This window comes from Mucilaginibacter sp. SG538B (assembly GCF_013376065.1).
Lineage (GTDB): Bacteria > Bacteroidota > Bacteroidia > Sphingobacteriales > Sphingobacteriaceae > Mucilaginibacter > Mucilaginibacter rubeus.
Map to the genome: position 1 here is coordinate 200,473 of NZ_JABMJI010000001.1, position 24,006 is coordinate 224,478.

Annotated in this window: 21 protein-coding genes; 9 read left to right on the forward strand and 12 right to left on the reverse strand. The window is 44.7% G+C overall.

Going from position 1 to position 24,006, the window contains the following annotated elements:
* Positions 1-58: 58 nt before the first annotated feature.
* Both FHW88_RS00720 and FHW88_RS00725 read left to right on the forward strand, forming a co-directional pair.
* Positions 59-850, forward strand: coding sequence for an alpha/beta hydrolase (locus FHW88_RS00720; RefSeq protein WP_176622383.1), 792 nt, complete (start codon positions 59-61; stop codon positions 848-850).
* Between the two features lie 31 nt (positions 851-881).
* Positions 882-1,022, forward strand: coding sequence for a hypothetical protein (locus FHW88_RS00725; RefSeq protein ID WP_175490104.1), 141 nt, complete (start codon positions 882-884; stop codon positions 1,020-1,022).
* A 412-nt stretch (positions 1,023-1,434) separates the two neighbouring features.
* Here FHW88_RS00725 and FHW88_RS00730 read toward each other — a convergent pair whose 3' ends face one another.
* Positions 1,435-2,493, reverse strand: a complete 1,059-nt coding sequence (locus FHW88_RS00730) for an alpha/beta fold hydrolase (protein ID WP_176622385.1) — start codon at positions 2,491-2,493, stop codon at positions 1,435-1,437.
* A gap of 316 nt (positions 2,494-2,809) precedes the next feature.
* Between FHW88_RS00730 and FHW88_RS00735 the strand changes: the two genes are divergently transcribed.
* The 3 genes from FHW88_RS00735 (at position 2,810) to FHW88_RS00745 (ending at position 7,381) form a co-directional block, all read left to right on the forward strand.
* Complete coding sequence (locus FHW88_RS00735; RefSeq protein ID WP_255485188.1) at positions 2,810-5,116, forward strand: GH92 family glycosyl hydrolase; 2,307 nt, start codon at positions 2,810-2,812, stop codon at positions 5,114-5,116.
* 443 nt (positions 5,117-5,559) lie between these two features.
* The gene (locus FHW88_RS00740; protein WP_176622387.1) at positions 5,560-6,678 is read left to right on the forward strand and encodes a Gfo/Idh/MocA family protein; all 1,119 of its coding nucleotides are present in this window, start codon (positions 5,560-5,562) and stop codon (positions 6,676-6,678) included.
* Positions 6,679-7,114: 436 nt separating this feature from the next.
* Positions 7,115-7,381: a DUF4342 domain-containing protein gene (locus FHW88_RS00745; RefSeq protein WP_090534028.1), complete on the forward strand. Its 267-nt coding sequence runs from the start codon at positions 7,115-7,117 to the stop codon at positions 7,379-7,381.
* A gap of 52 nt (positions 7,382-7,433) precedes the next feature.
* Here the strand turns inward: FHW88_RS00745 and FHW88_RS00750 are convergent, their stop codons facing one another.
* Positions 7,434-8,321: a dienelactone hydrolase family protein gene (locus FHW88_RS00750; RefSeq protein ID WP_176622389.1), complete on the reverse strand. Its 888-nt coding sequence runs from the start codon at positions 8,319-8,321 to the stop codon at positions 7,434-7,436.
* A gap of 331 nt (positions 8,322-8,652) precedes the next feature.
* Here FHW88_RS00750 and FHW88_RS00755 point away from each other — a divergent pair, with 331 nt between their 5' ends.
* On the forward strand, positions 8,653-9,690 hold the full coding sequence (locus FHW88_RS00755; protein ID WP_176622391.1) for a hypothetical protein: 1,038 nt from the start codon (positions 8,653-8,655) through the stop codon (positions 9,688-9,690).
* Between the two features lie 36 nt (positions 9,691-9,726).
* Here the strand turns inward: FHW88_RS00755 and FHW88_RS00760 are convergent, their stop codons facing one another.
* The 7 genes from FHW88_RS00760 to FHW88_RS00790 form a co-directional block, all read right to left on the reverse strand.
* Positions 9,727-10,329 carry a DUF1684 domain-containing protein gene (locus FHW88_RS00760; protein WP_176622393.1) on the reverse strand — a complete coding sequence of 201 codons (603 nt, stop codon included), beginning with the start codon at positions 10,327-10,329 and terminating at the stop codon, positions 9,727-9,729.
* A 252-nt stretch (positions 10,330-10,581) separates the two neighbouring features.
* Positions 10,582-10,983: a nuclear transport factor 2 family protein gene (locus tag FHW88_RS00765; RefSeq protein WP_217633221.1), complete on the reverse strand. Its 402-nt coding sequence runs from the start codon at positions 10,981-10,983 to the stop codon at positions 10,582-10,584.
* A 17-nt stretch (positions 10,984-11,000) separates the two neighbouring features.
* Complete coding sequence (locus tag FHW88_RS00770) at positions 11,001-11,540, reverse strand: carboxymuconolactone decarboxylase family protein (protein ID WP_176622395.1); 540 nt, start codon at positions 11,538-11,540, stop codon at positions 11,001-11,003.
* 20 nt (positions 11,541-11,560) lie between these two features.
* Positions 11,561-12,133 (reverse strand): DUF417 family protein, encoded by a 573-nt coding sequence (locus tag FHW88_RS00775; RefSeq protein WP_176622397.1) that lies wholly within the window; start codon positions 12,131-12,133, stop codon positions 11,561-11,563.
* A 67-nt stretch (positions 12,134-12,200) separates the two neighbouring features.
* On the reverse strand, positions 12,201-13,058 hold the full coding sequence (locus FHW88_RS00780; protein ID WP_176622399.1) for a helix-turn-helix domain-containing protein: 858 nt from the start codon (positions 13,056-13,058) through the stop codon (positions 12,201-12,203).
* 222 nt (positions 13,059-13,280) lie between these two features.
* Positions 13,281-14,483, reverse strand: a complete 1,203-nt coding sequence (locus tag FHW88_RS00785; RefSeq protein WP_176622401.1) for an aminotransferase class V-fold PLP-dependent enzyme — start codon at positions 14,481-14,483, stop codon at positions 13,281-13,283.
* Between the two features lie 126 nt (positions 14,484-14,609).
* Positions 14,610-15,077, reverse strand: coding sequence for a GNAT family N-acetyltransferase (locus FHW88_RS00790; protein ID WP_176622403.1), 468 nt, complete (start codon positions 15,075-15,077; stop codon positions 14,610-14,612).
* A 91-nt stretch (positions 15,078-15,168) separates the two neighbouring features.
* On the opposite strand from FHW88_RS00790, the gene FHW88_RS00795 reads away from it, so the two are divergent.
* Both FHW88_RS00795 and FHW88_RS00800 read left to right on the forward strand, forming a co-directional pair.
* On the forward strand, positions 15,169-16,614 hold the full coding sequence (locus tag FHW88_RS00795) for a PLP-dependent aminotransferase family protein (RefSeq protein WP_176622405.1): 1,446 nt from the start codon (positions 15,169-15,171) through the stop codon (positions 16,612-16,614).
* Between the two features lie 75 nt (positions 16,615-16,689).
* A complete protein-coding gene (locus FHW88_RS00800; RefSeq protein ID WP_176622406.1) occupies positions 16,690-18,387 on the forward strand; it encodes a fibrobacter succinogenes major paralogous domain-containing protein in 1,698 nt (565 codons plus the stop codon).
* A gap of 30 nt (positions 18,388-18,417) precedes the next feature.
* On the opposite strand, the gene FHW88_RS00805 is transcribed toward FHW88_RS00800, so the two are convergent.
* Genes FHW88_RS00805 through FHW88_RS00815 form a run of 3 tightly spaced genes read right to left on the reverse strand, consistent with a single transcriptional unit; the run spans position 18,418 to position 20,752 of the window.
* Entirely contained in the window at positions 18,418-18,840 is a 423-nt protein-coding gene (locus FHW88_RS00805; RefSeq protein WP_176622408.1) for a DUF1801 domain-containing protein, read from the reverse strand.
* A 41-nt stretch (positions 18,841-18,881) separates the two neighbouring features.
* A complete protein-coding gene (locus tag FHW88_RS00810; RefSeq protein WP_176622410.1) occupies positions 18,882-19,622 on the reverse strand; it encodes a LytR/AlgR family response regulator transcription factor in 741 nt (246 codons plus the stop codon).
* On the reverse strand, positions 19,619-20,752 hold the full coding sequence (locus FHW88_RS00815) for a sensor histidine kinase (protein ID WP_176622412.1): 1,134 nt from the start codon (positions 20,750-20,752) through the stop codon (positions 19,619-19,621). The genes FHW88_RS00810 and FHW88_RS00815 overlap by 4 nt, the downstream gene beginning before the upstream one ends.
* 730 nt (positions 20,753-21,482) lie before the next feature.
* On the opposite strand from FHW88_RS00815, the gene FHW88_RS00820 reads away from it, so the two are divergent.
* Positions 21,483-23,948 carry a TonB-dependent receptor domain-containing protein gene (locus tag FHW88_RS00820; protein ID WP_176622414.1) on the forward strand — a complete coding sequence of 822 codons (2,466 nt, stop codon included), beginning with the start codon at positions 21,483-21,485 and terminating at the stop codon, positions 23,946-23,948.
* Positions 23,949-24,006 lie beyond the last annotated feature (58 nt).

Sequence of the window (24,006 nt, forward strand, 5' to 3'; positions counted from 1 at the left end):
GCGGTATGCGGCAAGTTGAAATATACTTTTGGGAGTAAATCAATAAATATTTAACAAAATGAAAACTCAAATCAACATTGCCAAACTAACAATAGCTGCCGCCGCGGTCTTTTTATCTACTTTCAACCCAAAAAACAGTATGGCTCAAACTGCACCTGCTGTAAAGAACATTGTGATAGTACACGGCGCTTTTGCCGATGCCTCGGGATGGGAAGGTGTATATAGAATATTAAAAAAGGATGGATACAACGTAACTCTTGTGCAAAACCCGCTTACTTCGCTCAATGATGACGTTGCCGCAACCAATCGTGCCCTGGAAAAACAGGACGGCCCCGCGGTGCTGGTAGGGCATTCTTGGGGCGGTTCGGTAATTACCGAAGCCGGCGTATCGCCCAAAGTAGCAAGTTTGGTGTATGTTGCGGCTTTTGCGCCGGAAGTTGGCCAGTCGACCCTGGATGTTTACCAGTCGGGCCCGGCACTTGCCAAAAATGGTATCCTGCCTGCCGATAAAAATGGCCTGGTATATTTTGATAAAGCGCTCTTTCACGAATGTTTTGCAGCTGATTTGACTGAAGCGAAAGCAGATTTTATGTTTGATTCACAACAGCCGATTGTTGGCTCAAGCTTTGTAGCCCCATTAACACAGGCCGCCTGGAAAACCAAACCAACTTATGGCATTGTAGCCACTATGGACAAAGCCATCAACCCCGAACTGGAACGTGCAATGTATAAACGTGCCGGTGCTGTAGTTACAGAGGTTAAAGGCAGTCACGTTATATTTATATCGCAGGCTGCCGCTGTGGCCCGCGTAATTGAAGCTGCTGCAAAAAATGGTTCTGAAAAAAAATAAGGTAATGTTATTTTAATTCATTTACTAAAAGATGGAAAGGGGCGACCGTTTTAACGGCTGCCCTTTTCCTGTTGAAGAGCGGTATACAATCTTTGCCATGATGGTATTGGATACCGCTACGAGTTCCAACAGGTTGTTCCGCAGATTTAAGGTAGCCCGTAAAACCAATTGATAAAGCCAGTCTGGTAAAATATATAGTATAGCAAGCGCAGGTCAAACCCATAGCGGTTTAAATTACGCAAACTCATCTGCTGCCTGCTGTGCTATCATAGACTCTCACAGATTTAGTTAACTTATAAATAAAACGATCAGTTTAAAGCAATCAATTTGAATTGCCGCCCGGGAGGGATTCGGGCATTGAAGGAGGCTGTTTTCTGCAGCCTTCCCCCCGCCATAGCATTTGATACCGGTAACAGATTTTAATGAATAGAGCTCAACGATGATTGCACCAGAGGTGCAAAAGGGTTTTAGAAAGACAGACAGGTATGCATACCTGCTTTTAAGTAAATAAAAAACCAGGATAGGAAACGCATTTTTAACATTTCTTATCCTGGTTTACCGTGTTATTAAAAAAAAGGGATTATTTATCTGGCAAAGCTTTCGGCTTCTATAATGGCGTCAGCAAAAGCTTTAGGGGCTTCTTGGGGCAGGTTGTGGCCTATGCCCCCGCTAATAGTATGATGTGCATATTTACCTTTAAAGCGGGCTGCATAATCAGCAGGCTTAGGGTGAGGAGCGCCGTTGGCATCGCCTTCAAGGGTTACGGAAGGCACAATGATTGGAGGTGCGGTAGCCAGCTTTTTTTCCATATCGTCATATTTTGCCTCACCTCGGGCAAGGCCCAGGCGCCAGCGGTAATTATGGATCACGATAGCAACATGGTCGGGATTGTCAAAAGACGGGGCGGTTTGCGCGAAAGTAGCGTCGTCAAATTTCCAGTTGGGTGATGCTGTTTCCCAGATGAGCCGGTTAAATTCACGCCTGTTTGCCTCGTAGCCCAATTGGCCGCGCTCGGTACTAAAATAAAACTGGTACCACCATGATAGTTCTGCTTTGGGCGGCAATGGTTTTTTATTTGCTTCCTGGCTGCCTATCAGGTATCCGCTTACCGAAACCATTGCTTTGCAGCGCTCAGGCCATAATGCCGCCACGATATTTGCTGTACGAGCGCCCCAGTCAAAACCACCAATAATGGCGCTATTTATTTTTAATGCGTCCATCAGTGCGATAACATCAGTAGCTATTGCTGCCTGCTGCCCGTTCCTGAAAGTTTGTGCCGAAAGGAATTGCGTTGTGCCATGGCCGCGCAAATGAGGTACAATAACCCTGTAGCCGGCTTTGGCAAGTATGGCTGATACTTCAACATAGCTATGTATATCATATGGCCATCCGTGAAGCAGGATAACAGGCTGCCCGTTTGCCGGGCCGCTTTCTGCGTAGCCAATATTAAGCAGGCCTGCATTTATCTGTTTGATCGAGTCGAAAGAAGCTGTAGAAAAAAGAGTATTGTTTTGCTGTGCCGGTGAATCTATCTGTTTGGTTTCTGCTTTAAGTAAACCGAGACCGCCTAACTCTGCTGCTGCAACTGTTAATGCGGAGATACCAAGAAAGCGGCGACGGCTGAATGTTGTTTCGTTGTTCATTTTTTTCGGATTAGTTTGGTTAATAATTCGCTTTCAGATGCTTTCCTCATCATCGGGCATAACAAAAGTACACCAGCACCAGGATTATGGAAGAGGTTGATGCATGAACCGGACAAATGGTGACTTCAGTTAGACATATTCCCCAGCAGATTTGCCATTAACTGAAATTAGTTGGAAGTGGCAGTGCTGGTTGGAGCGCAGTAACAACTAATCCTTATGGTTTATCGGTACCGGCCAGGTTGTATAACATCATTATTTTACTCGTGAATGTAACAATTAGCAACGATTGCTGTATTTTGCCGAAATTTGTTTGTTAATGCCCTGTCCGAAAATGAAGTTCATCTCCAAAATTGCAAACCGGTTTATTTATATCATTTTCTTGTTGTTTCCGTGGCCGGTTTTTGCCCAAAAACTGGTTAAATATGTACAGCCCATGGCCGGTACAGCTATCGCCACTACAGCTTCGGCACTAAAACATGGACAGGCGGCTGATACACGGTTTGCCAACACTATTCCCGCGGTTACTGCCCCCTTTGCCATGACACAATGGACACCCGAAACTGAGAGCGGTGAAACCAAGTGCGTGCCCCCATATTATTATAAAGACAGCCTGTTCAACGGCCTCCGTGGTTCGCACTGGTTAAGCGGTTCATGTACGCAGGACTATGGCAGCTTTACCATTATGCCCATCACAGGTAAGCTAAAAACAGTTAATTATAGTGCAGCATTTAAACATACTGATGAACTGTCGTCTCCTCACGTTTATAGCATCAATCTTAACCAATATAAAGTGAGTGCCGCGGTAACCTCCACGGAGCGTTGCGGCATGATGCAGTTTACTATGCAGCAAGCCGACAGCCTTTATTTATTGATCAAAGCTAATAGCGATTATCATGAAGGCTTTGTAAAAGTGGATCAACAAAAGGGCGAAATATCGGGTTACAATCCTGCTCACCGTATTTACCAGGGATGGGGAAAAAACGCAGGTTTCAGCGGTTTCTTTGTGATCAGGTTTGAACGGAGTTTAGGTAAAACGGGCACTTTTGCAGGCGATAAAATATTTATTGCGGATAGCATCAAAAACGACTCAGGTACAGGGATTTATGCCGGATTTAAGCTCAATAAAGACGAAAAGCTAACCATCAGGATAGGCACTTCGTTTACCAGTTTGGAAGGCGCCCGCAAAAACCTGGAAGCCGAAATGCCGGGATTTGATTTTGACAAGTTGGCAGAAAGCAACAGGGTAAAATGGGAGAAGGCCTTAGGGCAAATCAATATTTCAACTAAAAATGAGCAGGATAAAAGGATCTTTTATACCTCGTTTTACCATGCAATGCAGCATCCGCGTCTTTTTAATGATGTTGATGGCAGATACCCGCGGTTTGCCGGCGATTATCAAATGGAACAATTATCAGGCGGCAATTATTATGATGATTTTTCGATGTGGGATATTTACCGGGCACAGTTGCCGTTGTTTGAGATCCTGAACCCAACTTTGATCAATAACCTGGCGAAATCACTGATCCTGAAAGGTAAACAGGGTGGCTGGATGCCAGTGTTCCCCTGCTGGAACAGCTATACATCCGAAATGATCGGCGATCATACGGCTTCTGTAATCAGTTCGGCGTATTTAAAGGGGATCACTGATTTTGACGCTAAAGAAGCTTACCAAATTTTAAGGCATAACGCTTTTGAACTACCTGCCAACCGGGCCGACTATGTAGAAGGCAAAGGCCGCAGGGCATTGGATAGTTATTTAAAATATCAATACATTCCTTTGGAAGATAGCGTACGCGATGCCTTTCATAAAATGGAACAGGTAAGCCGCACAATGGAGTATGCTTATGATGATTACGCGCTGGCGCAATTTGCAAAAGCTTTAAAAAAATCTGCCGATTATACCACACTCACCAAACGGGCAAAATATTATGCCAATGTATTTGATGCTGCAAGTGGCTTTGTCCGCGGCAAGCATGCTGATGGTACATGGATATCCCCCTTTGATCCGGATAAAAAGGCGACTTATATTACAGAAGGTACCGCACGTCAATATACCTTTTATGTACCGCAGGATGTCCCCGGCCTGGCAAAGTTGATGGGTGGAACGAAGAAACTGGAACAGTCGTTAGATAGCCTGTTTGAAAAAGGCGAATACTGGCATGGCAATGAGCCGGGGCACCAGATCCCTTTTATGTATGATTATACGCCATCGCCATGGAAAACGCAAGCCGCTGTACGCAAGATCCTGGCCACTGAATACAGTGATGGTCCGGGTGGTTTGGGAGGAAATGATGATGCCGGCCAAATGTCGGCCTGGTATCTGTTCGCTTCCATAGGTTTTTACCCGGTAAACCCGGTTTCGGGCGAGTACCTGTTGTGTTCACCTTTGTTTGATAAAATTGCTATCACGCTTCAAAACGGCAAAAAGTTTGAGATCATCTGTCATAAATCAAGCCCTAAATCAATGTATATCCGCTCGGTGAAATTGAATGGCAAAATAATGCCCAATAATTTTATCCGTTACAACGATATCAGCAACGGCGGTAAGCTCGACATATATCTGAACGATCAACCGGGAAATAACTGGGCAGTGAAACCGGCAAATCAACCTGAGGGGATGTGATATAATGGAGCTTAGCATCGGAAGGTATTTACAAACAGATCGAAAAATGTAATGATGTATAAACCATATTTTAGGGGTGTTTCGCAAGGGCTGCGTTAGGGATAGAAGCGTAAAGCCCACAGCGCGGGTTAGGTTTATGCGCAGGCAAGGCGAGGACTTGCAGCGGATAGCCCGGCCGCAGGCAACGCCCATGTTATAAAATAGATTAAAAAAATGCTTAATAATCAATTACTTATGATAGTTCCATTGTGATAAGCAAAGCAATCCCAAACAATGGAGAGCTACTCTATAGGTCGGGCCGGGCTTCGTTCCACGCATTACGATTTTCTTATTTGTTTTTAGCTTCTTTTAGAAGGAAGCTCCTCATTCCCTGTAAAAATCAGATGACTTAAGTGTATTTTACCCGGAAATATGTAAATTGTCATAAACCAAAAAACATACCTATGAATTCTCGTCGTGATTTTTTACAAAAGTTGGGCTTATCGGCCCTGGCCCTGCAACTTGTACCATACTTAGGATGTGCAGCGGGAGCAGACAAAACTGCACAGGTTTATGACGGCCCGGTATTACGTGTGGCTATTATGGGACTTGGAGGCTATGGAACCATAGTTGCAGAAGCTATGCGGAAATGTACCAAAGCTAAACTGGTTGGGGTAATTAGCGGAACCCCATCAAAAGTTAAAGCATGGCAAAGCAAATATGGCATCCCCGAAAAAAATTGCTACAACTATGAGAATTTCGATAACATTAAAAACAACCCCGATATCGACGCGGTATACGTTATTACACCCAACGGCTTGCACCGCGATTTTGTGATCAGGGTGGCTGCAGCCGGTAAACATGCTATATGCGAAAAGCCAATGGCCGTGAATGCCAAAGAGGGGCAGGAGATGGTTGATGCCTGTAAAAAGGCCAATGTAAAATTGTTGGTTGGCTACCGGATGCATTTTGAGCCCAAAACGCTTGAAGTGATCAGGATGAGGCAAAACGGCGAGTTTGGGAAGATCAGGTTTTTTCAGGGGCAATGCGGGTTTACCATCGGCGATCCCACACAATGGCGGTTGAATCAAAAGCTTGCCGGTGGCGGCTCTATGATGGATATTGGGATCTATGCCATCAATGGGTCCCGCTATATGACCGGTGAAGAACCGATATGGGTTACAGCCCAGGAAACTAAAACCGATACGGTGAAATTTAAAGAAGGGGTTGATGAAACCATCCAGTTCCAGTTCGGCTTCCCAAGCGGGGCCGTCGCGTCTTGCCTGTCAACCTACAATATGAACAATCTCGACCGATTTTTCCTTGATGGAGAAAAAGGCTTTGCCGAAATGCAGCCTTCTACCGGCTACGGGCCAATTAAAGGCCGCACCCACTTAGGAGAATTAAACCAGCCTGTTACCACACATCAAACCGTACAGATGGATGAGATGTGCGAGATTATATTTAATAATAAAAAGCCGGTAGTACCGGTAGATGGCGAAGAGGGAGTGAAAGACCTTAAAATTATTGATGCCATTTACCTTGCTGTTAAAACCGGAAAGAAGGTGGAGATAAGTGTTTAACCAATTCTCAATTGATTATGCTATAAAAACACGACTCTTATGGGCGTCGTTAAATAGTTAGTAGGCAGGCTTGCAATATACACCGTAGGGCAATGTCAGTAAGTTAAGAGAAATCCCCCCAGAGGGGGAACAGGTTTGTAGTGGTAACGCATTATACCGAAAACAACCGTGCCAGAGGTACGGAACACCGGGGTTGTGTACCTCTGGCACACGCCAGCGCTGTTTTTGATTTCTACAAACCTTTTGCACCTCTGGTGCAGCCGGCCAATCTTTAATTTAGGTATCGCATATGAGGGCACTTTGTTTATAGCAAATGCTATGGCTCCATAGTCGTAGCGTTCTGCCTTACATAGCTACAGGTACACATCGGCATATTTAGCAGAACCTGTAACAAGCTGCTGGTATGCTCATCTAAATATAAAAACTTAGAAAAAACATGAGCACCAAAGAAACATTTTCAATTAACGGTGAAGCGTTATTGGGAAAGATAAAAGAGATAATTAACGAAGGTAAAGCCAGCAGGATCACCATTTCGGACAAGCATGGTAAAGAGCTAATGACTTTTCCGTTAAGTGTGGGCCTTTTTGGGATGATCCTGGCACCGGTTTTTGCTGCCGTAGGTACCCTGGCCGCACTGGTTACGGAATGTACCATAACGGTAGAACGGGAAGAGGAAGATAAAGAAGATACCCCCAAAGAATAAGGTATCCTCACAATATCATCCTGCGAAACTAAAGACCTGAAATTTTAGGTCTTTAGTTTAAATTCTCATTAAAAAAATCGATGGTCCGTTTCCAGGCCAGTTCTGCCGCGGCTTTGTCATAACGTGGAGTTGTATTATTATGAAAGCCGTGGTTCGCGTTTTCATAGATATAAGCCTGATATTTTTTGCCATTTTCTTTAAGCGCTTTTTCGTATGCCGGCCAGCCCTCCGTAATTCGGGTATCCAGGGCCGCGTAATGCAGCAACAGCGGCGCTTTAATTTTAGGGACATCCTCAACAGCGGGTTGACTTCCATAAAATGGAACAGCGGCAGCCAGATCGGGAACACGCACAGCCATCATATTGGCAATTCCTCCGCCAAAACAAAAGCCTACAACACCTACCTTACCATTGCAATCCTTATGGTTTTTCAGGTATTCATAGGCAGCTATAAAATCTTCCTCCATTTCGCCTTTATTTCGTTTGGCCTGCATGGTACGCCCTTCGTCATCATTGCCGGGATAGCCGCCAAGCGGTGTTAGCGCGTCGGGTGCAAGGGTAATAAATCCTGCAAGGGCAGCTCTTCTTGCCACATCTTCAATATAAGGGTTTAAGCCCCGGTTTTCGTGAACTACCACAATGCCGCCCAGTTTCTTCTTTGCATCTGCAGGCTTCGATAATAATCCTTTAATTGTTCCGCCGCCTTTTGGCGAAGGGTAATTAATGTAGCCCGATTTTAAACGCGGATCATCAGATTTAATCTCTGCTGTCGACTGGTAATCGGGCATCAGGAAACTCATTAATGCGGTTACGGTAAGGCCGCCCACTGCATACATGGAGAGCTTTTGCACAAATGAGCGCCTGTCGAGGCGGTTATGTGCGTAATCATCATACAGGTCAAATACTTCCTGTTTGATATCTTCTTTGCTGATTTGGTTCATATTTCCGGAGGCTTTGTTCAAATTTACCGGTTAGGTTTTGTTTAGGGTGTAACAGTCTCGTTACCGGTAATGTTTTGTGTGTTGAATTGCGAGAGTTTCTACATGGTATGTTTTTATTTCCTTACAACCTGAAACTATCAGACCGGTAACCACAGACTTTGAAAGCTTATTTTAACCGCCGGGCTGCTTTTTGTTTTCAGAGGTAATGTTTGATTATATTTTTGATTCCGGCGTGATGAAACTTGAACAAACTTGAACCTGTTATGAATATGAGGGCTCCTTCTGCTCTTTTACATTTGTTTAACAGGCAGCATGCCTTGTAATTGAACTTATGAAACCTATAGCGTTAAAATTCTTAAGCTTTATAATATTATTGATTTGGAGCATTTCGCTGAACGCACAAACACTATATGTAGATGTAAGCCAGGGTAGGGATGATGCCCCGGGTACGCAAAGTGAACCGCTGGCAAGCCTTGAAAAAGCGGTTATCAAGGCAAATACGTTTAGCGGTGAAGAGCCCATTACCATTAAGATTGCGCCCGGCCTTTATACCATTAAAAGTGCATTGGCTATTCGTGATGAAAGTAACCGGCAGGTTGCTTCAAAATACACTTTCGAAGCGATGGTCATGCCCGGTGATCCGGACTGGGCACCGGCCAAAATGCCGGTTATCCAATGCGTGGCCGATTCCAACAGGGCTGGTAAATTAAAGCATGCCAGTTCCGCTTTCCAGGTAGCGCGGAATCATGTAGTAATTAAAGGACTTAAGTTCACCGGTAACCCAAACCCCGCATCAGAGTATTATTACGTTATAGAAAGGAGGGACAGCACATTGACCGGGCTGGAAATTTCCCAGTGTTATTTTATCGGGGAAAAGAATTCTGCACCTATACAAGGAGGGGTTTTTGCCCAGGGTGCCGGTATCCGCGTGGACCATTGTATATTTTATGGGGTAAAAAACGCCGTTATGGTGTTCCTCGGGATCAGGGATTTTTCACTCACTCATTCTATTATTTACGGGGCCTATGAAGGTGCTGTTTGGTACGGCTACGGCCAGAGTTCCAATATGCCGTTTACGTTCAGTGATAATATCGTTACCAATTGCAATTATTTTTGGATAGGTTACCGTGGTGCGCATGCTAACTATAAGTTTGCCAATTCGCTTATCTCCGAAAACGCTTTTTATTTGGGCTTTAACGAAGAGGACGTAAAGCCAGACCGGCTAAATAAGCCTATAGAACAGAGTATCCAAAAAGTTGGAAAAGTAACCCTGAGCGAAGTGCAAACCAAAGGCATACCAAAAGATTACCTGAACCTTTCATCTTCATCACCGGGGGCGCACATAGATGCCGGTATTTTTGTAAGGTAAAAAATATTTAATGTGCTTGTTTAATGCAGATTTAGATCAATGCCCTTTCCCAAAGTTTTTTTCACCTGCTTCAACAGCCATATCAACCCGGTTTTCGTCGGGAGGTTTGGGGCATGAATAGCCGCTGCTGAAAGCGCAGTATGGGTTGTAGGCTTTATTGAAATCTATAACAATCGAGCCGTTTTTAATGTCTTTGGTGGTAAGGTCGATATAGCGGCCTCCGCCATAGGTTTCAGAGCCGTTTGTAGCATCAGTAAAAGGCAGGAACAGGTAATTGCTGAAGGCAGGGTTTTGCGACAGGGCGATGCTTTTGTAAATGGTTAACTGCATTGGTTTACCCTTTAGCGTAAACGAAAGTTGGGCATAACGCACATACTGGCTGCCTGCACCGCTGAAGGTTGGTATTATAAAAGCCGGTTGATTAGTCAATAATTCAGCTTTAGCAGTTACGCGGTAGGTACTGTCGGCATCATAAAACCTTAGAAATTGCAGGTCATCCTGTTTAAGCGGCGATCGCGGATCTTTTAAAAAATCATCCTTATAATTTTGCCTGAAGGCCGCAATTTGCTCTTTGTGAGTTTGTGCAAAGCTGTGTTGGCCAATGAAAAAGATAAATAAAAGGACAATGAAATATTTCATGTGTATTGCAGGGATTAGGCCCAAAGATAACGTAGATGCAACTCAAAAAAAAGCGTCATTTGCGAGGCACGAAGCAAGCCCAGGCTCCTGTCCATCGGGGTCTCTCGTAGAGGACCCGGATGTTCCTGACTGTGACGGGAGACTATAATATAACATGCGCCAAACAGGCGTACTTGCGTTGCGAAGACATCAGGGTCCTCTACGAGAGACCCTGATGGAACGTAAAATGAGTTTATGATATGCTGTATGACGTTAAATCACCCCTTCAATAAAAAACTTATTGATCCCTTCAATATCACTCAAATGGGTAGTTATCCGGCTAATCTTATTATCAGTAATATCGCAAACTATGGCTACCTGCTCATCCAGTATCAAATCGCCACGGCTGGCAGTATTGTGAAGCGACAGGGCTACACTATCCAATCCGTATAGAATGTGGTTTAATTGAACCATTACCCCAAAATCACGCAGCTGACCGGCACGTTTAATCACGGCATCGGCACCAACAGCAGGACCCGAAAGCAAACTTGTTCCCGGCAGGGTCCACGTCACATCATTGGCAAGGGCCGGGCGCATGAGCTCCCAATCACGATTTTTTAGTCCTGTTAAAAACTTATTGGCTAACTGGCCTTTTACTTCTTCTGTGGTTTTCATGATGATATGTTTAGCTATTAGTTAAGAGGCTCGGCGGCGGGAAAATCTATTGGAACTTCGGTGTTGGCAAATACGTAATTAGTATACACACGTATGGTAATAAAGGCAATAAGATCCATCAAAGCGGCTTCATCAAAACCGGCTTCGAAAAAGTTATTTAGTAAGGTTTCATCGCCTTTACCTTTATTTTCAACAATTGATTTGGCTAAACCGATAATGGCATTCAATCTGTCATCAGCTGTATGGCCTCTCCTGATATCCAGGGTTTGTTCTTTAGTAAAACCGCGTTTCATGGCCAGCATACTATGACCTGCTAAGCAATAGGCACAACCGTTTAGCTCAGAAACAATGAGGGCAATAGCTTCCCTTTCTTTGGGGGTAAACACGCTTTTGCTCATGTCATCCTCCATATCCATAAACATTTTAAGTGCAGGTGCCGAATAACCCATAGTGGCATAAAGGTTAGGCACTTTACCAACACGTTTTGTGAACGTATCAAACATTACCTGCGCTTCGGCACTTACCTGTTCGCGGGTGGGAACATTTATAGTTTTCATGATTATATTATGGTTTAAGATTATTTACTTGTTGTTTTACGTTTAAGATAAAGTTGCGCGGTTTCGCTCATAGTCATGATAGCACCGCCAAGGATCACAATATCTTTAATAACCAAACGACCGCGGCCTGACAGGTATGGGAAGCCCCATTGGTTATCGGTTAAATGTGGTACCCAGCTTTCGGGCGTAGTTACCAGGAAGGAAAGCGTGCCCAAAGTCATGATAAATACCAGGATACTGGCAATCATACTTGGTATTGGTGCAACTTTATAAAGCGCAACCAGTATGCCCAGTGTTACCAGGAAAATACCCAGGCCAACAGAAAAGCCGTAAGTGTTGTTTTCGATATGCCATTGGTGGTTGGCAGCAATCAGTTCGCCTTCTTTATTGATGTGTTTTTTATATTCGGTTGGGTGATTGTAAAAGAATGACATCACCGGACTGTTGGCCACAAAGGGTACAACGCCATCGGCTTCGTAAGTGAAAAATTTTAGCCCGCCTATCCAAAGGAATACGACTACGATTCCGAAACGGACTGCTTTTTTACCAAGCTGATCAAGGCCTGCTATGGTGTTTATGATTGAAGTTTTCATGTTGTTGTTTTTTGATAAAGCAAAACTACAACGCTATGAGCCCCGCAAACATGGACGAAACGGGGTTTTATTTGTACAAATCCGCGACGATGGAGATGCCTGTTTTATCGCGAAAAGTTTGGGGCGATACTTTGGTGAACTTTTTAAATACCCGGCTAAAATAAAACTCATCCTGGAATTTAAGGTTATAGGCAATTTCTTTGACGCTTTGCCGGGTTAAATGGAGCTGTTTCTTTGCTTCGAGGATAAGCCGTTCCTGGATAAGCTGTGATGGTGATTTGTGGAAGTATTTGGCACAACGCCGGGTTAAATTATCAGAAGATATAGCGAGTAACGAGGCATAATCTGATGGTTTATGCAGGTCAAGATAATGCTGGTTAAGCAACGTCCGGAACTTTTCCATTATTTCATCTTTTTGGGGTTTATCCTCACCGGTACTGATGCTATTTATTTTTATGCTGCTGGCCTTGGCCAAAAAAAGCTGCAGGTAGGCCCGCAATACAATTTCGGATGGTTGCGGCTGCATAAATTCGTCGTCCATCTGCATCAGTAACAGCTCAAACACTTTTACATCCTGCGGGGTAAGCACAACTATTGGATCAATATAGATGTTGTTAAATAATAACCCGTTGCAGGCTACCTCTTCGCGGTGGTACTCGATACAATAAAAATCACTGTGAAATTGTAAGATATTGCTTTTTATGGCGCGGCACTCATCTACATAAATAATCTGCAGCGGGGTCGAAAACAACAACACCGGGCCTGTAAAAGGGAATGCCCCAAAATCTGCGTGGAAAATACCCGACCCTTCAGGAACGAGGTAAACGGTATATTCAGAAAACTGGGCAGGCGTACATAAAATATCTTCCCGTACATCCTGTAACCCAAGTAAAAATTCACCTGCTTTATCGCGGATTGCTTTCAATGGCCAATGATTTATGGCACTAATATAAATATACTCTGCTTTTTATAGCGACAACGACTTTTATGAGGCCGAGTTTGCGCTCAAAAATTACAAAACATCAATAGATGCAGCTGTTTTGTTGACAACTTTTATCAAGCAAGTTTAAGCGTTTTTCGCTTGAACTATAACCCGCTATTGTTGGTGACAACACCAACAATAGCGGGGCGCTCAATAGTGCGAATGTTAAACACTCACTCTAACCAACTCCTCTAAAACTCCGCATAAGATATCAATCTCTTCCCCGGTATTATAATAATGTACTGAAGCTCTTACGATATTGCCCAGTTTGTTTTTGTTCATATAAATGAGGGTTGAAACCGCCTTGCCAACTGATACGTTGATGTGCTTTTCGGCCAGCTTGTTTTTTACCGTTGCGGCCTCCATGCCATCTACCGAAAAAGTTACGATGCCGCATAACTCATCGCCAAAATCATGAACGGTTACGCCGTTAATATTTTTTAGCTTTTCACGTAGTAAGCCGGCTAAATATTGCACCCGCTGCCAGGTACGCTCAATGCCTATGTTGAGTGCATATTCAACCGCCTTGCCAAGGCCAAGCGTTAAGGCTCTACTTTTCTCATACACTTCAAAACGGCGGGCATCATTGCGCGGTTTAAAATCAGTTTCGGTTACCCATTGGGTAGTGAAGCCATCCAGGAAAAACAGCTTCAGCTTATCCTGAATTTCTTTGCGGACATACAGAAAGCCGGTACCCCTCGGCGCCCGCAAATACTTCCTGCCGGTTACTGCCAGCATATCGCAGCCTATTTCCTGCACATCCAGCGGCACATGGCCCACGCTTTGGCAGGCATCAAGCAGGTACAAAATATTGTGTTTGCGCGCTATTTTGCCTATCTCTGCTACCGGGATCATACCCCCTGCGGTTGAGGGGATGTGGGTTACGGCTATCAGCTTTGTCCGGTCAGAAATAGCATCTTCCAAAGCCTGCAGCCGGAAATTACCCTGCTCATCATTGGGGATTACTTTAAACTCAACACCCAGGGTTTTTTTAGCGTGCAGCAAACCTATCAGGTTGGTTACATATTCCATTTCGCAGGTAATGATCTCATCGCCGGGTTTAAAATCAATGCCGTTAAAGGCAAGCCACCAGCCGATGCTGGCGTTCTCTACTACGGCAATTTCATCCTTATGGGCATTGATGAGCCGGGCTATGAGGTTGTAGGTGTTTTCAAGCTCTTCGCGGTATGTGTACTCGGTTTCGTAGCCGCCGTTTTGCGCTTCTTCGTACAGGTAATCTATCACCGTATCAACCACCACATCGGGATGCAGGGATGAGCCCGCATTATTAAAGTGGATGGTTTTTGTTGTGCCCCGGGTTTCGGCCCTTAGTTGCTGTACTTCCTGTTCGCTTAGTATATTTTTCATAAAGTTGAGATAGATTGGATAATTTGATTTTCGGTGTAGAGACGCATCACATGCGTCTCTCGTATGCTAAGGGGCTTGTCCGTTGAAAGACGCATGTGATGCGTCTCTACAAAAAATTGAAGGCTGTTAGTTATTTATAAAATTTATTTCCATCATGATATCCGCGCGTTTGTAGGTGCCGGGCTCAACCGGGATTTCGGTAAAGCCCAGTTTGCGGTAAATGTGGATGGCGTTTTCAAGCACCCTGTTCGAAAACAGTACCAGCTTTTTTACACCCAGTTCACGCGCTTTATCAATACCGGTTTGACATAGAAACTGACCGGCGCCAGCCCCGCGGCTGTCTTTATCAACCGCCATTTTGGTAAGCTCGTAAACGCCGTCTTCCATATATCGCAATGCTACTGTGCCAATAATTTTTTGGTTCGAAGTGACAAAGTAAATGCTGCCGCCTGTTTTAATGATAGCCTCGTCGGGGTTTTCCAGTACCCATTTATCAAAAGGCTCAACGGTAAAATACTCTTCAAGCCAAGCTTTGTTAAACTTTTCAAAGTAGGGGGCATGTTGTGGCTGATAATCGATAACCTGTAGTTCCATGTGCTTAATTATTTGATCAATACAAAATAAAAACATCCGACAATGGCAAAACAGATGCAGTTTTGTTAATTTTGAGCATAACAGATTTTGTATGGAAAGCCCGGTACTCAATACAGACAACGATTTTTTATATGCGCAGATAGCCGCCCGCATTGAAAAGCAGATTAAACAAAACCTGCTCAAACCCGGCGATAAACTACCGTCGGTAAGGGCGCTGAGCCAGGAGCAGGGCATCAGCATGAGTACGGCTTATAAAGCTTATGTTGAGTTAGAGAACCTGGGGTTGATAGAGGCACGTACCAAATCGGGCTACTATGTAAAATACCTGCCTGCCCGTTTTACCAGCGTGCCCGAAACCAAACCTCCGCTTAAAAAGGTTAAACAGGCCAGCGTTGCTGAAATGATTGCGATGGTTTACCGTAACATGTCGGAAGACAGCGTTTTGCAGCTCTCGCGCTCATCGCCGCCGCTCAGCCTGATCCCGCTGGCCAAGCTCAGTAAATCCATGATGGAATCTATCCGCAATAGTCCATCAGGTAATATCACTTATGAAAACCCGCAGGGTAACATCGCTTTGCGCAAACAGGTGGCTAAAAACGCCTTTAACTGGGGTGGTAATATTACCGGAGAGGATGTGATCACAACGCAGGGCTGCCTGGAAGCTTTGATATTTTGCTTAAGGGCGCTCACCAAGCCCGGCGATACCATTGCCATTGAAAGCCCTACCTATTTCGGGATTTTCAATGTAATGCTTAGTCTGGATTTGAAAGTATTGGAAATTCCGGTTAGCCCCGATACCGGCCTCGACCTGGAATATCTGGAACGGGCTATGAATGAAGTGCCAGTAAAAGTATGCCTGTTTGTTACCAATTTTAGTAACCCGATAGGGGTTTGCATGCCCGATGAGCGTAAGCAGCAACTGGTGCGCCTGCTTGCTGAAAAGCAAGTTCCCTTAATTGAGGATGATATTTATGGTGAGATCTATTTTGGAAAAAGCCGTCCGCGCACCTGCAAAAGTTATGATAAGGATGGCTGGGTAATCCTTTGTTCATCGGTATCCAAATCAATAGCGCCCGGTTACCGGGTAGGCTGGTGCATTCCGGGCAGGTTTAAAGAACAGGTGCTGAATATTAAAATGATGCATTCCATAGCCTCGGCCACACCTACACAGGCAGCCATTGGTCATTTTTTTGAAACCGGGCGCTATGACCTGCACATGAGGCATTTGCGGAAGGCGTTATATACCCAATGCCTGCGGTATACACAGGCTATCGCAACACACTTCCCGGCAGGTACAAAGATCAGCAGGCCGCAGGGCGGCTATGCGCTTTGGGTCGAGCTGGATAAAAAGGTAAATGCCTTTGAACTGTATCAATTGGCAATAGAGCAAAACATTAGCATAGCTCCCGGCCAGATCTTTAGTGTTGACGGGCGGTTTACCAATTTTATCCGCATTAGTTTTGGTTTAGCTTTTGACGGGGTGGTTGAAGAGAGTTTTAAGGTGCTGGGGAGATTAGTGAGAAATTTGGCACAGTAGTGGGATAGTTATTTAATATTAAATTAATAAAAATAACCCGTTGGTAATATTTATATTCGCCGCAAAATATTGTTAATGAAAACCTTAAAAACCTGCCTTGTCATATTAATAGCATTTGCTATCGGTTGTAGTAAAAATGATAAAGTTACTCCGCCCGCACCTGTAGCACCTACTTTCGGCGATTTTGCTATCCCTTCAAAAGAATTTGGCGATCCAGCTTTCAAAATAACCGCTCCTAAAAGCACCAGCGATGGCGCCATAACTTATACCAGCAGTAACACCAAAGTCGCAACTGTTAGCGGCGAAACTATAACCGTTAAAAGTTCAGGGGCTTCGGTAATCACGGCGCACCAGGCCGCGACAAAAGCTTTCCTGGCCGATTCTGTTAAAACTACTTTCACGGTAGGCCTGTCATCGCCAACCCTTACTGATTTTACCATTGCAGATAAAAAAATAGGCGATGCGGTATTCACGCTCGTAAACCCTAAAAGTAAGAGTACGGGGGCTTTTACATTTAAAACTAATAACCCGGTTGTAGCTACGGTATCAGGCAATAAAGTGACTATAGTGGGGGCCGGGCGGGCTTCAATTGTAGCTGTACAGGCAGCCACAATCAACTTCAAAACAGATTCTATCACCGCAAATTTCACCGTAACGGGTTTAAAGCCTACTTTGGGAGCGCTTACTCTTCCCGCTAAAAAGGTTGGTGACCCCACTTTTATTATAACCAACCCAACCAGTAACAGCACGGGGTTGTTTACTTATAAAAGCAGCAATACAGCTGTGGCTTATGTTACCGGCAATATGGTAACCATTAAGGCCGCCGGCACTACGGTAATTACCGCCATACAAAGGGCTACTGCCACCTATAGCGCCGACTCGACCAAGGCCACTTTAACTGTTACAGCCGGACCGATTGCCCCTAACCTTTATAGTTTTGTATTGCCCGATAAACGAGTTGGAGATGCACCTTTTACTATAACTGCACCGGGCAGTACAAGTGCCGGGGCTTTTACTTATGCCAGCAGCAATACAGGCGTGGCTGCTATAAGCGGCAATATCATCACTATTAAAGCAAAAGGACAAACAACTATAACCGCAACTCAGGCTGCTAATGGCAATTATACATCGGGAAGTATAACGGCTGTTTTAACTGTGGAAGACCGCGCTTTAACCGGAACGGTTACCGATGTGGATGGTAATGTTTATAAAACAATCACTATAGGTACGCAAACCTGGATGATTGAAAATTTGAAAGTTACCCATTATAATGATGGTACGGCCATACCAAACGTAACCGAAGATAATACCTGGAAAGGACTTACCACCGGCGCTTATTGCAACTATAAAAATGATGCTTCTATAGCGGCTACTTATGGCAAATTGTATAACTGGTATGCAGTTACCAATACAAAAAAACTTGCGCCGAAGGGTTTTCATATCCCAACCGATGCCGAATGGACAACCTTGTATAATTATTTAGGCGGCGACCGCGAAGATGGGAAAAAGATCCAGGAGCAGGGCACTGCACATTGGTCTGCCAATACGGGTGCTACCAATAGTACATTGTTTACCGCATTGCCGGGAGGCGGACGTATTTTCGATTCGTTTCAAGGAGTATTTGCCAGCTTAACTTATGATGCCTATTTCTGGAGCACAACAGCCAACGGAGCTTCAAATGCCTGGTATATGGACCTTTATGTTAAAGGCTATTTTGAACGGCATAACAGTCCGAAATACTATGGCTATTCGGTAAGATGTATTAAGGATTAAAAGTATAGTAATGGTAAGCTAATGCTGCCATTACTTGCAATGCGTTGTTTCCGCCTGTTTAAATGATTCGTCGAGCAATTGCCTGAGCACAGTATTATCTACATCGGTCAGTTTAACAATATGCGTACAGCCGCCGCTTTGCTTGTGCTTACCTAATTTCTGCAGCAATTGTTCCTTGCTCTCAAAGCCTGGAAGATAGAGTGTTAAAGAACTTTTACGGGGCGAGAAAGCTATAAGCGGGGCATCACCTTCGCGGCCACTTTCATATTTGTAATGATAGCTGCCAAAGCCTACAATGGCCGGGCCCCACATTTTTGCTTTGTGGCCGCTGGCTTCTTCCATCAACGCGGTGAGCTTAAAGCTGTCGGCCCGTTTGGTTTCGTCGGCAATGGTATTGATGAAATCGCTTACGCTTGCTGCGGTTTCCGTGGTTTTGTTGGTGTTTTTGGCCATGGCTTAAGCAGGATAAAGGTTAAAAACGATATATAAATATATCACGAAAATTTTATTTTATCCCATAGTTTATTGGCGACAACCTGCCGGATCACCTGCTCGCGGTAATTGCGGCTGATGGGGATGCGGTGCTGACCGATAAAAATATCATTCCCCTCAATACCATCAATTTTGCCGGTTGATACGATGTATGATTTATGTACGCGGATAAAGAGCTTGCTATCTAAATTTTGTTCAAGGCTTTTGAGGTTAAGCAGCGTGATATATTTGCCTTTGGGAGTAAATATAGTAACGTAATTTTGCATCCCCTCCACGTACAGGATCTCATCAAAGTAAATCTTTTCGTATTTATTACCGCATTTGATAAAGAAGTAGCCTTCATCCGCTTCCGTTTTTGGTGCACCGGGCTGGACCCAATTGTTGAGCAGGCGGTAATAATCTTTAGCTTTATTGGCCGATTTAAAAAATCGGTCGAATGTGATCGGCTTCAGCAGGTAATCGAGCACATTGAGCTGGAAGCCCTCTAATGCATAGCTTGGGTAGGCTGTGGTGATTATCACCATCGGCGGTTTCTGCATGATCTTTAAAAAATCAATGCCGTTCATCTTCGGCATCTGGATATCCAGAAATATCAGGTCGATAGCCTGGTGATCAAGTAGCTTGATCAGTTCGAGCGGGTTTTCGCAGGTGCCGGTTAAATTCAAAAAATCAACCTCGCGTACATAGCTGGCTAATCCTTCGCGGGCTAAGGGCTCATCATCTATTATTACACAGTTCATCATAGTGAGGCCATTTGAAAGGTTGCGGATGATTGTTCCAGTTCGGTTAAAGTTAATTGCAGGTGTACCTCAAAGCGGTCTCCGGTATTTTGGATCTCCAGCTTATGAAGGTCGGGGTAAATCAGGTCGAGCCGGCGCTTTACATTTTTCAGGCCAATACCCCCATAGTTCACAACCGCGGTTTCGGGGTCGTTTGATGTGCTGTTGGCAATGTAAAAATCGAGCTGATCGTTTTTCAGTCCCAATCTAATCGCAATCCAGTTAGGGTGTTCCGCGTCTTTGGATACATGCTTAAACGCGTTTTCTACAAAGGTCATCAATATAAAGGGGGCTATGCCTAAATGACCAGCCATGGGCTCATCTGCTTCAAAGGTAACATGCACATTATTATTTTGCCGAAGCTTTTCCAGCTCGATAAAGTTTTGGAGATAGCTAAGCTCTTTTCCTAAAGAGATCTGCTGGTCGTTACACTCGTACAACTGGTACCGCAGCAATTCAGAAAATTTGGCGAGTGATGCCGATGCCATACCGGGGTTTTTATGGATCAGGAAAAATATAGAGTTGATGCTATTGAACAGAAAATGCGGGTTAAACTGGTATTTCAGGAATTTAAGTTCGGTTTCCAGTTTCTCTTTTTCGAGCAGCTGCTGGCGGTGCTGGGTTTGCAGCCAGTTTTTGGTGAGTTTGATACTCATACCCAAAGTCATGCTGGCTACGGTAGAGGGGAAGGAAGTATTATAGAAACTCATGAAATCGCCCGGATCAACGCCAAACATTTTTTTTACTGAGCAGCCTGCAAAAAAAGCACTTAAATAATAGCCGCCGTTAATAAGTGATGATGTGCCGATGATGGTTAGCGAAAGATAAATTACATATTGGGTAAGCCGCTCTTTTTTCATAAACCGCGGCATTAAAAAGTAAAGGTTAAAATATACCGCCAGCGCCTGGAAAACTACATACGCCAGGATCTTGACACTATAAGCCGAAAAAAACATGGATTTGGCCGCTGCTACAGGGTTAGCCACCGCTATGGTGAACCAAAAATAATGGTACACGCACCAAAACGGGATGTGGTACAGCTTGTATTTAAACAGCCAGTTTTGGTTTAATGTATCAACGGATAAACTGTTCATATTAAATATCATAATAATAAAAAACAGGTGTCATGCTGAGGCTCTCGAAGCATGGCGGGCAGGGCCGCTGCGCACATTCTTCGACAGGCTCAGGATACTCCTCTACACCAAATATATTTCCCTGTCCACTCAGGGTCTCTCGCCGAGGAAGAGAGACCCTGAGTGGAGGTTAATGAGATCTCTTTGGTCGTTTGTCTTCGTTTTTTGTAATAGGGTTGTCGTAAGTTGTTGATTATTAATTATATTAGTTAGTCGTTTTTATAAACATGGGCGTTGCCTGTGGCCCGGGCTTTCCGTTACAAGTCCTCGCTTTGTCTGCCCGCAACCCTACCCGCGCTGTGGGCTTTACACTGCAATCCCTAACGCGGCCTCTGCGCGCACTTCGACAGCCTACCCATGACACGATTAAAAAACGGGTGTCATGCTCCCGTCCCGTCAGGGTCTCTCGCAGAGGACCCTGAGGCCCAGCGCGTTCCAACATCCTACCTAAAGATACAGCAATTGCACTGATTTATATTTCGTTATTGTATCAACCTGCACAAATAATTGACCAAATGCAGGCTTTAACTTATAAGCCGTAAAAAAGGCAATATAGTTTTGGTTTAAACCCATTAACCCGCTTCTGTGTATCTCATCAATTATCTGATGTCACTCATCATTCATGTTTTTTAAAGTTTAAAGCACTGTTTTTATTTGCCGGCATAACCACCAAAAAGGTTACACACGCCACATGAAAACTTTATGCATCAGCCTGTTACTTGTTTGCCTGGTACAAGTGATAAAAGCCCAGGTGTCGGGCAGGGTTACCACGGCCGGCAGCCAGCCCTTGCCATATGTCACTGTATCGCTTGTCAGAACTACAGATTCTTCATCAGTTAAAAGTATACTTACCAATGAACAAGGAGGCTATAATATCGCGGATGCCCCTTCCGGAAATTACCGGCTGCGGTTAAGCAGTATCGGCTATCAAACCTGGTTTTCATCGCCTTTTGAAATCAGTGGGAACAAGGATGCAAAATATCTTGCTGTTATTGTGATGAAGGAGGACACCCGGCAATTGGGCGAGGTGGTAGTGCGGGCAAATAAGCCATTGTACCAGCAGCGCAGCGATGGTTTAGTGGTAAATGTTGAAAGCAGCGTGCTTACCAAAGGCAGTACGGCCCTGCAGGTGCTGGAACGTTCGCCGGGCGTAACTATCGATCACCGGGATAATGGTATTGCCCTGAACGGTAAAAGCGGGGCTACAGTAATGATCAACGGGAACCTGGTGCGTATGCCGCTTACCCAGGTCATGAATTTGCTTAACGGTACCAGTGCCGATAATATTGAAAAAATAGAACTGCTGAGCACCCCGCCCGCCGAATACGATGCTGAAGGCAGTGCCGGCATCATCAATATTGTAATGAAGAAAAGCAAAAAGCAGGGAACAAACGGCTCCTATTCCTTAACCGGCGGTTACGGCATGGGCGAGAAAGGCACTGCTGGCATCAACCTCAGTAATAATACTAAAAATATCAATCTGTACGGCTCCTACACGTTTCAGCACGACCGGACCTATACCGATCTTTTTATTACCGGAAGTCAGTACATGCCTTTTATCGGAGGCAATGCCGAGGTAGAGTTTTACACAAAAACTAAAAGGATCAGCAATAATCACAATGCCACGCTGGGTACTGATATTAAGCTGGATCCTAAAACTACCATAAGCGTTAACCTGAGCTATAACAACAGCCATTCGCCCACTTATACCTACAGTAACGCGGGCTATAAGATCCTGCCCGATTCATTGCTCAGGTACATTGGGCATATTGACGGGAACGGGCGCTGGGATAACCTCACCAGCTCGCTCAATATTGAACATGTGCTGAAGGAAGGGGAGAAGATAAGCATGGAAGCCGATTATATCCATTATGGAAATAACAGTCCAAGCGAAGTTAATACTTCCTTTGTAAACAAATACGGTGAGCAGGTGTACGCCAACAACAGTGTAAGCGCGCAAAGGCAACGCGGATTTGCCAATACGGCCATCAACGTAAGCGTGTTTAAAGCCGATTATACCAACCAGCCATCACCCTTACTAAAACTGGAAACAGGTATTAAAGGAACGCATACCGGCAGTTCAAGCTCTTCAGGTATCGAAAGTTTTAACAATGGGGCCTGGGAACGCAATATGCAGACCGCCGCGAACATTTACATGAAGGAAGATATTGGCGCGGCTTATCTGTCCCTAAACTGGCAGCTTGGTAAAAACATAAGCCTTAACACAGGAGTACGTTATGAATATTCCTATACCAATATGGATAACCCACAAACCGGCGGCAACATTGTAGACCGTAAACTTGGAAAACTGTTCCCCACAGTGCTGTTTACCAAAAAGCTGAACAACCGGTCCGAACTGCAGCTATCCTATACCAAAAGGATCAGCCGCCCATCATATGACGACCTGGCCTCATACTTTGCATACAGTGACCCTACGGCGGTTTACACCGGCAATCCTTTTCTTAAACCAACCATCACCAATAATATAAAACTGGGCTATAACTATGGCGACTATAGCTTTTCCCTGCTTTACAGCCGGGATGATAATGCCATAGCCCGCTATCAGCTCAGCGAAAGCCCCGCGCACGATATTTTGTTCATTTCGCCACAAAATCTGCCGTATCAAAACTACTTTACCTTGCAGGCCAATGCGCCGTTTAAAGTAAGTAACTGGTGGGAGATGACCTATAGCTTTGTTGGCGGCCTAAGGCAGTTTAAGGAGGATTATACGTTACATCCATTAACCAAATCGTACTTCGGATGTTCCTTTAATTTTAACCAGTTGTTTAAGCTGCCCCGCAGCTTGTCGGCAGAGGTATCGGGGCAGTACAATTCCCTGTCATACAATGGCACAACGAGGGCTGATGGTTTTGGGGTGATCAATGCCGGGATCAAAAAAGAGCTGAAAAATAACGGGGGCAGCCTGCAGTTATCAGTGGCCGATGTGTTTAGTGCCGCACAGATCCATGTGCGGTACGGCACACTTACACGTGAGGCTTTTGACATAAAGAGCAACGTACTTGTCAATACCGAAACCAGACGTTTCCCGGTAATTAAACTTACTTATTCAAAGTCGTTTGGTAGTACAAGACCGGCAAACCGGGGGAAACCGGAAAGCGGTTCAAAAGAGGAGAGTGAAAGGATGAGGAGTAACTAAGTCATCTGTTTTATTCCCTGGCATTTCTCGCCACCGGCTTTAACCCGAACCTGCGTCG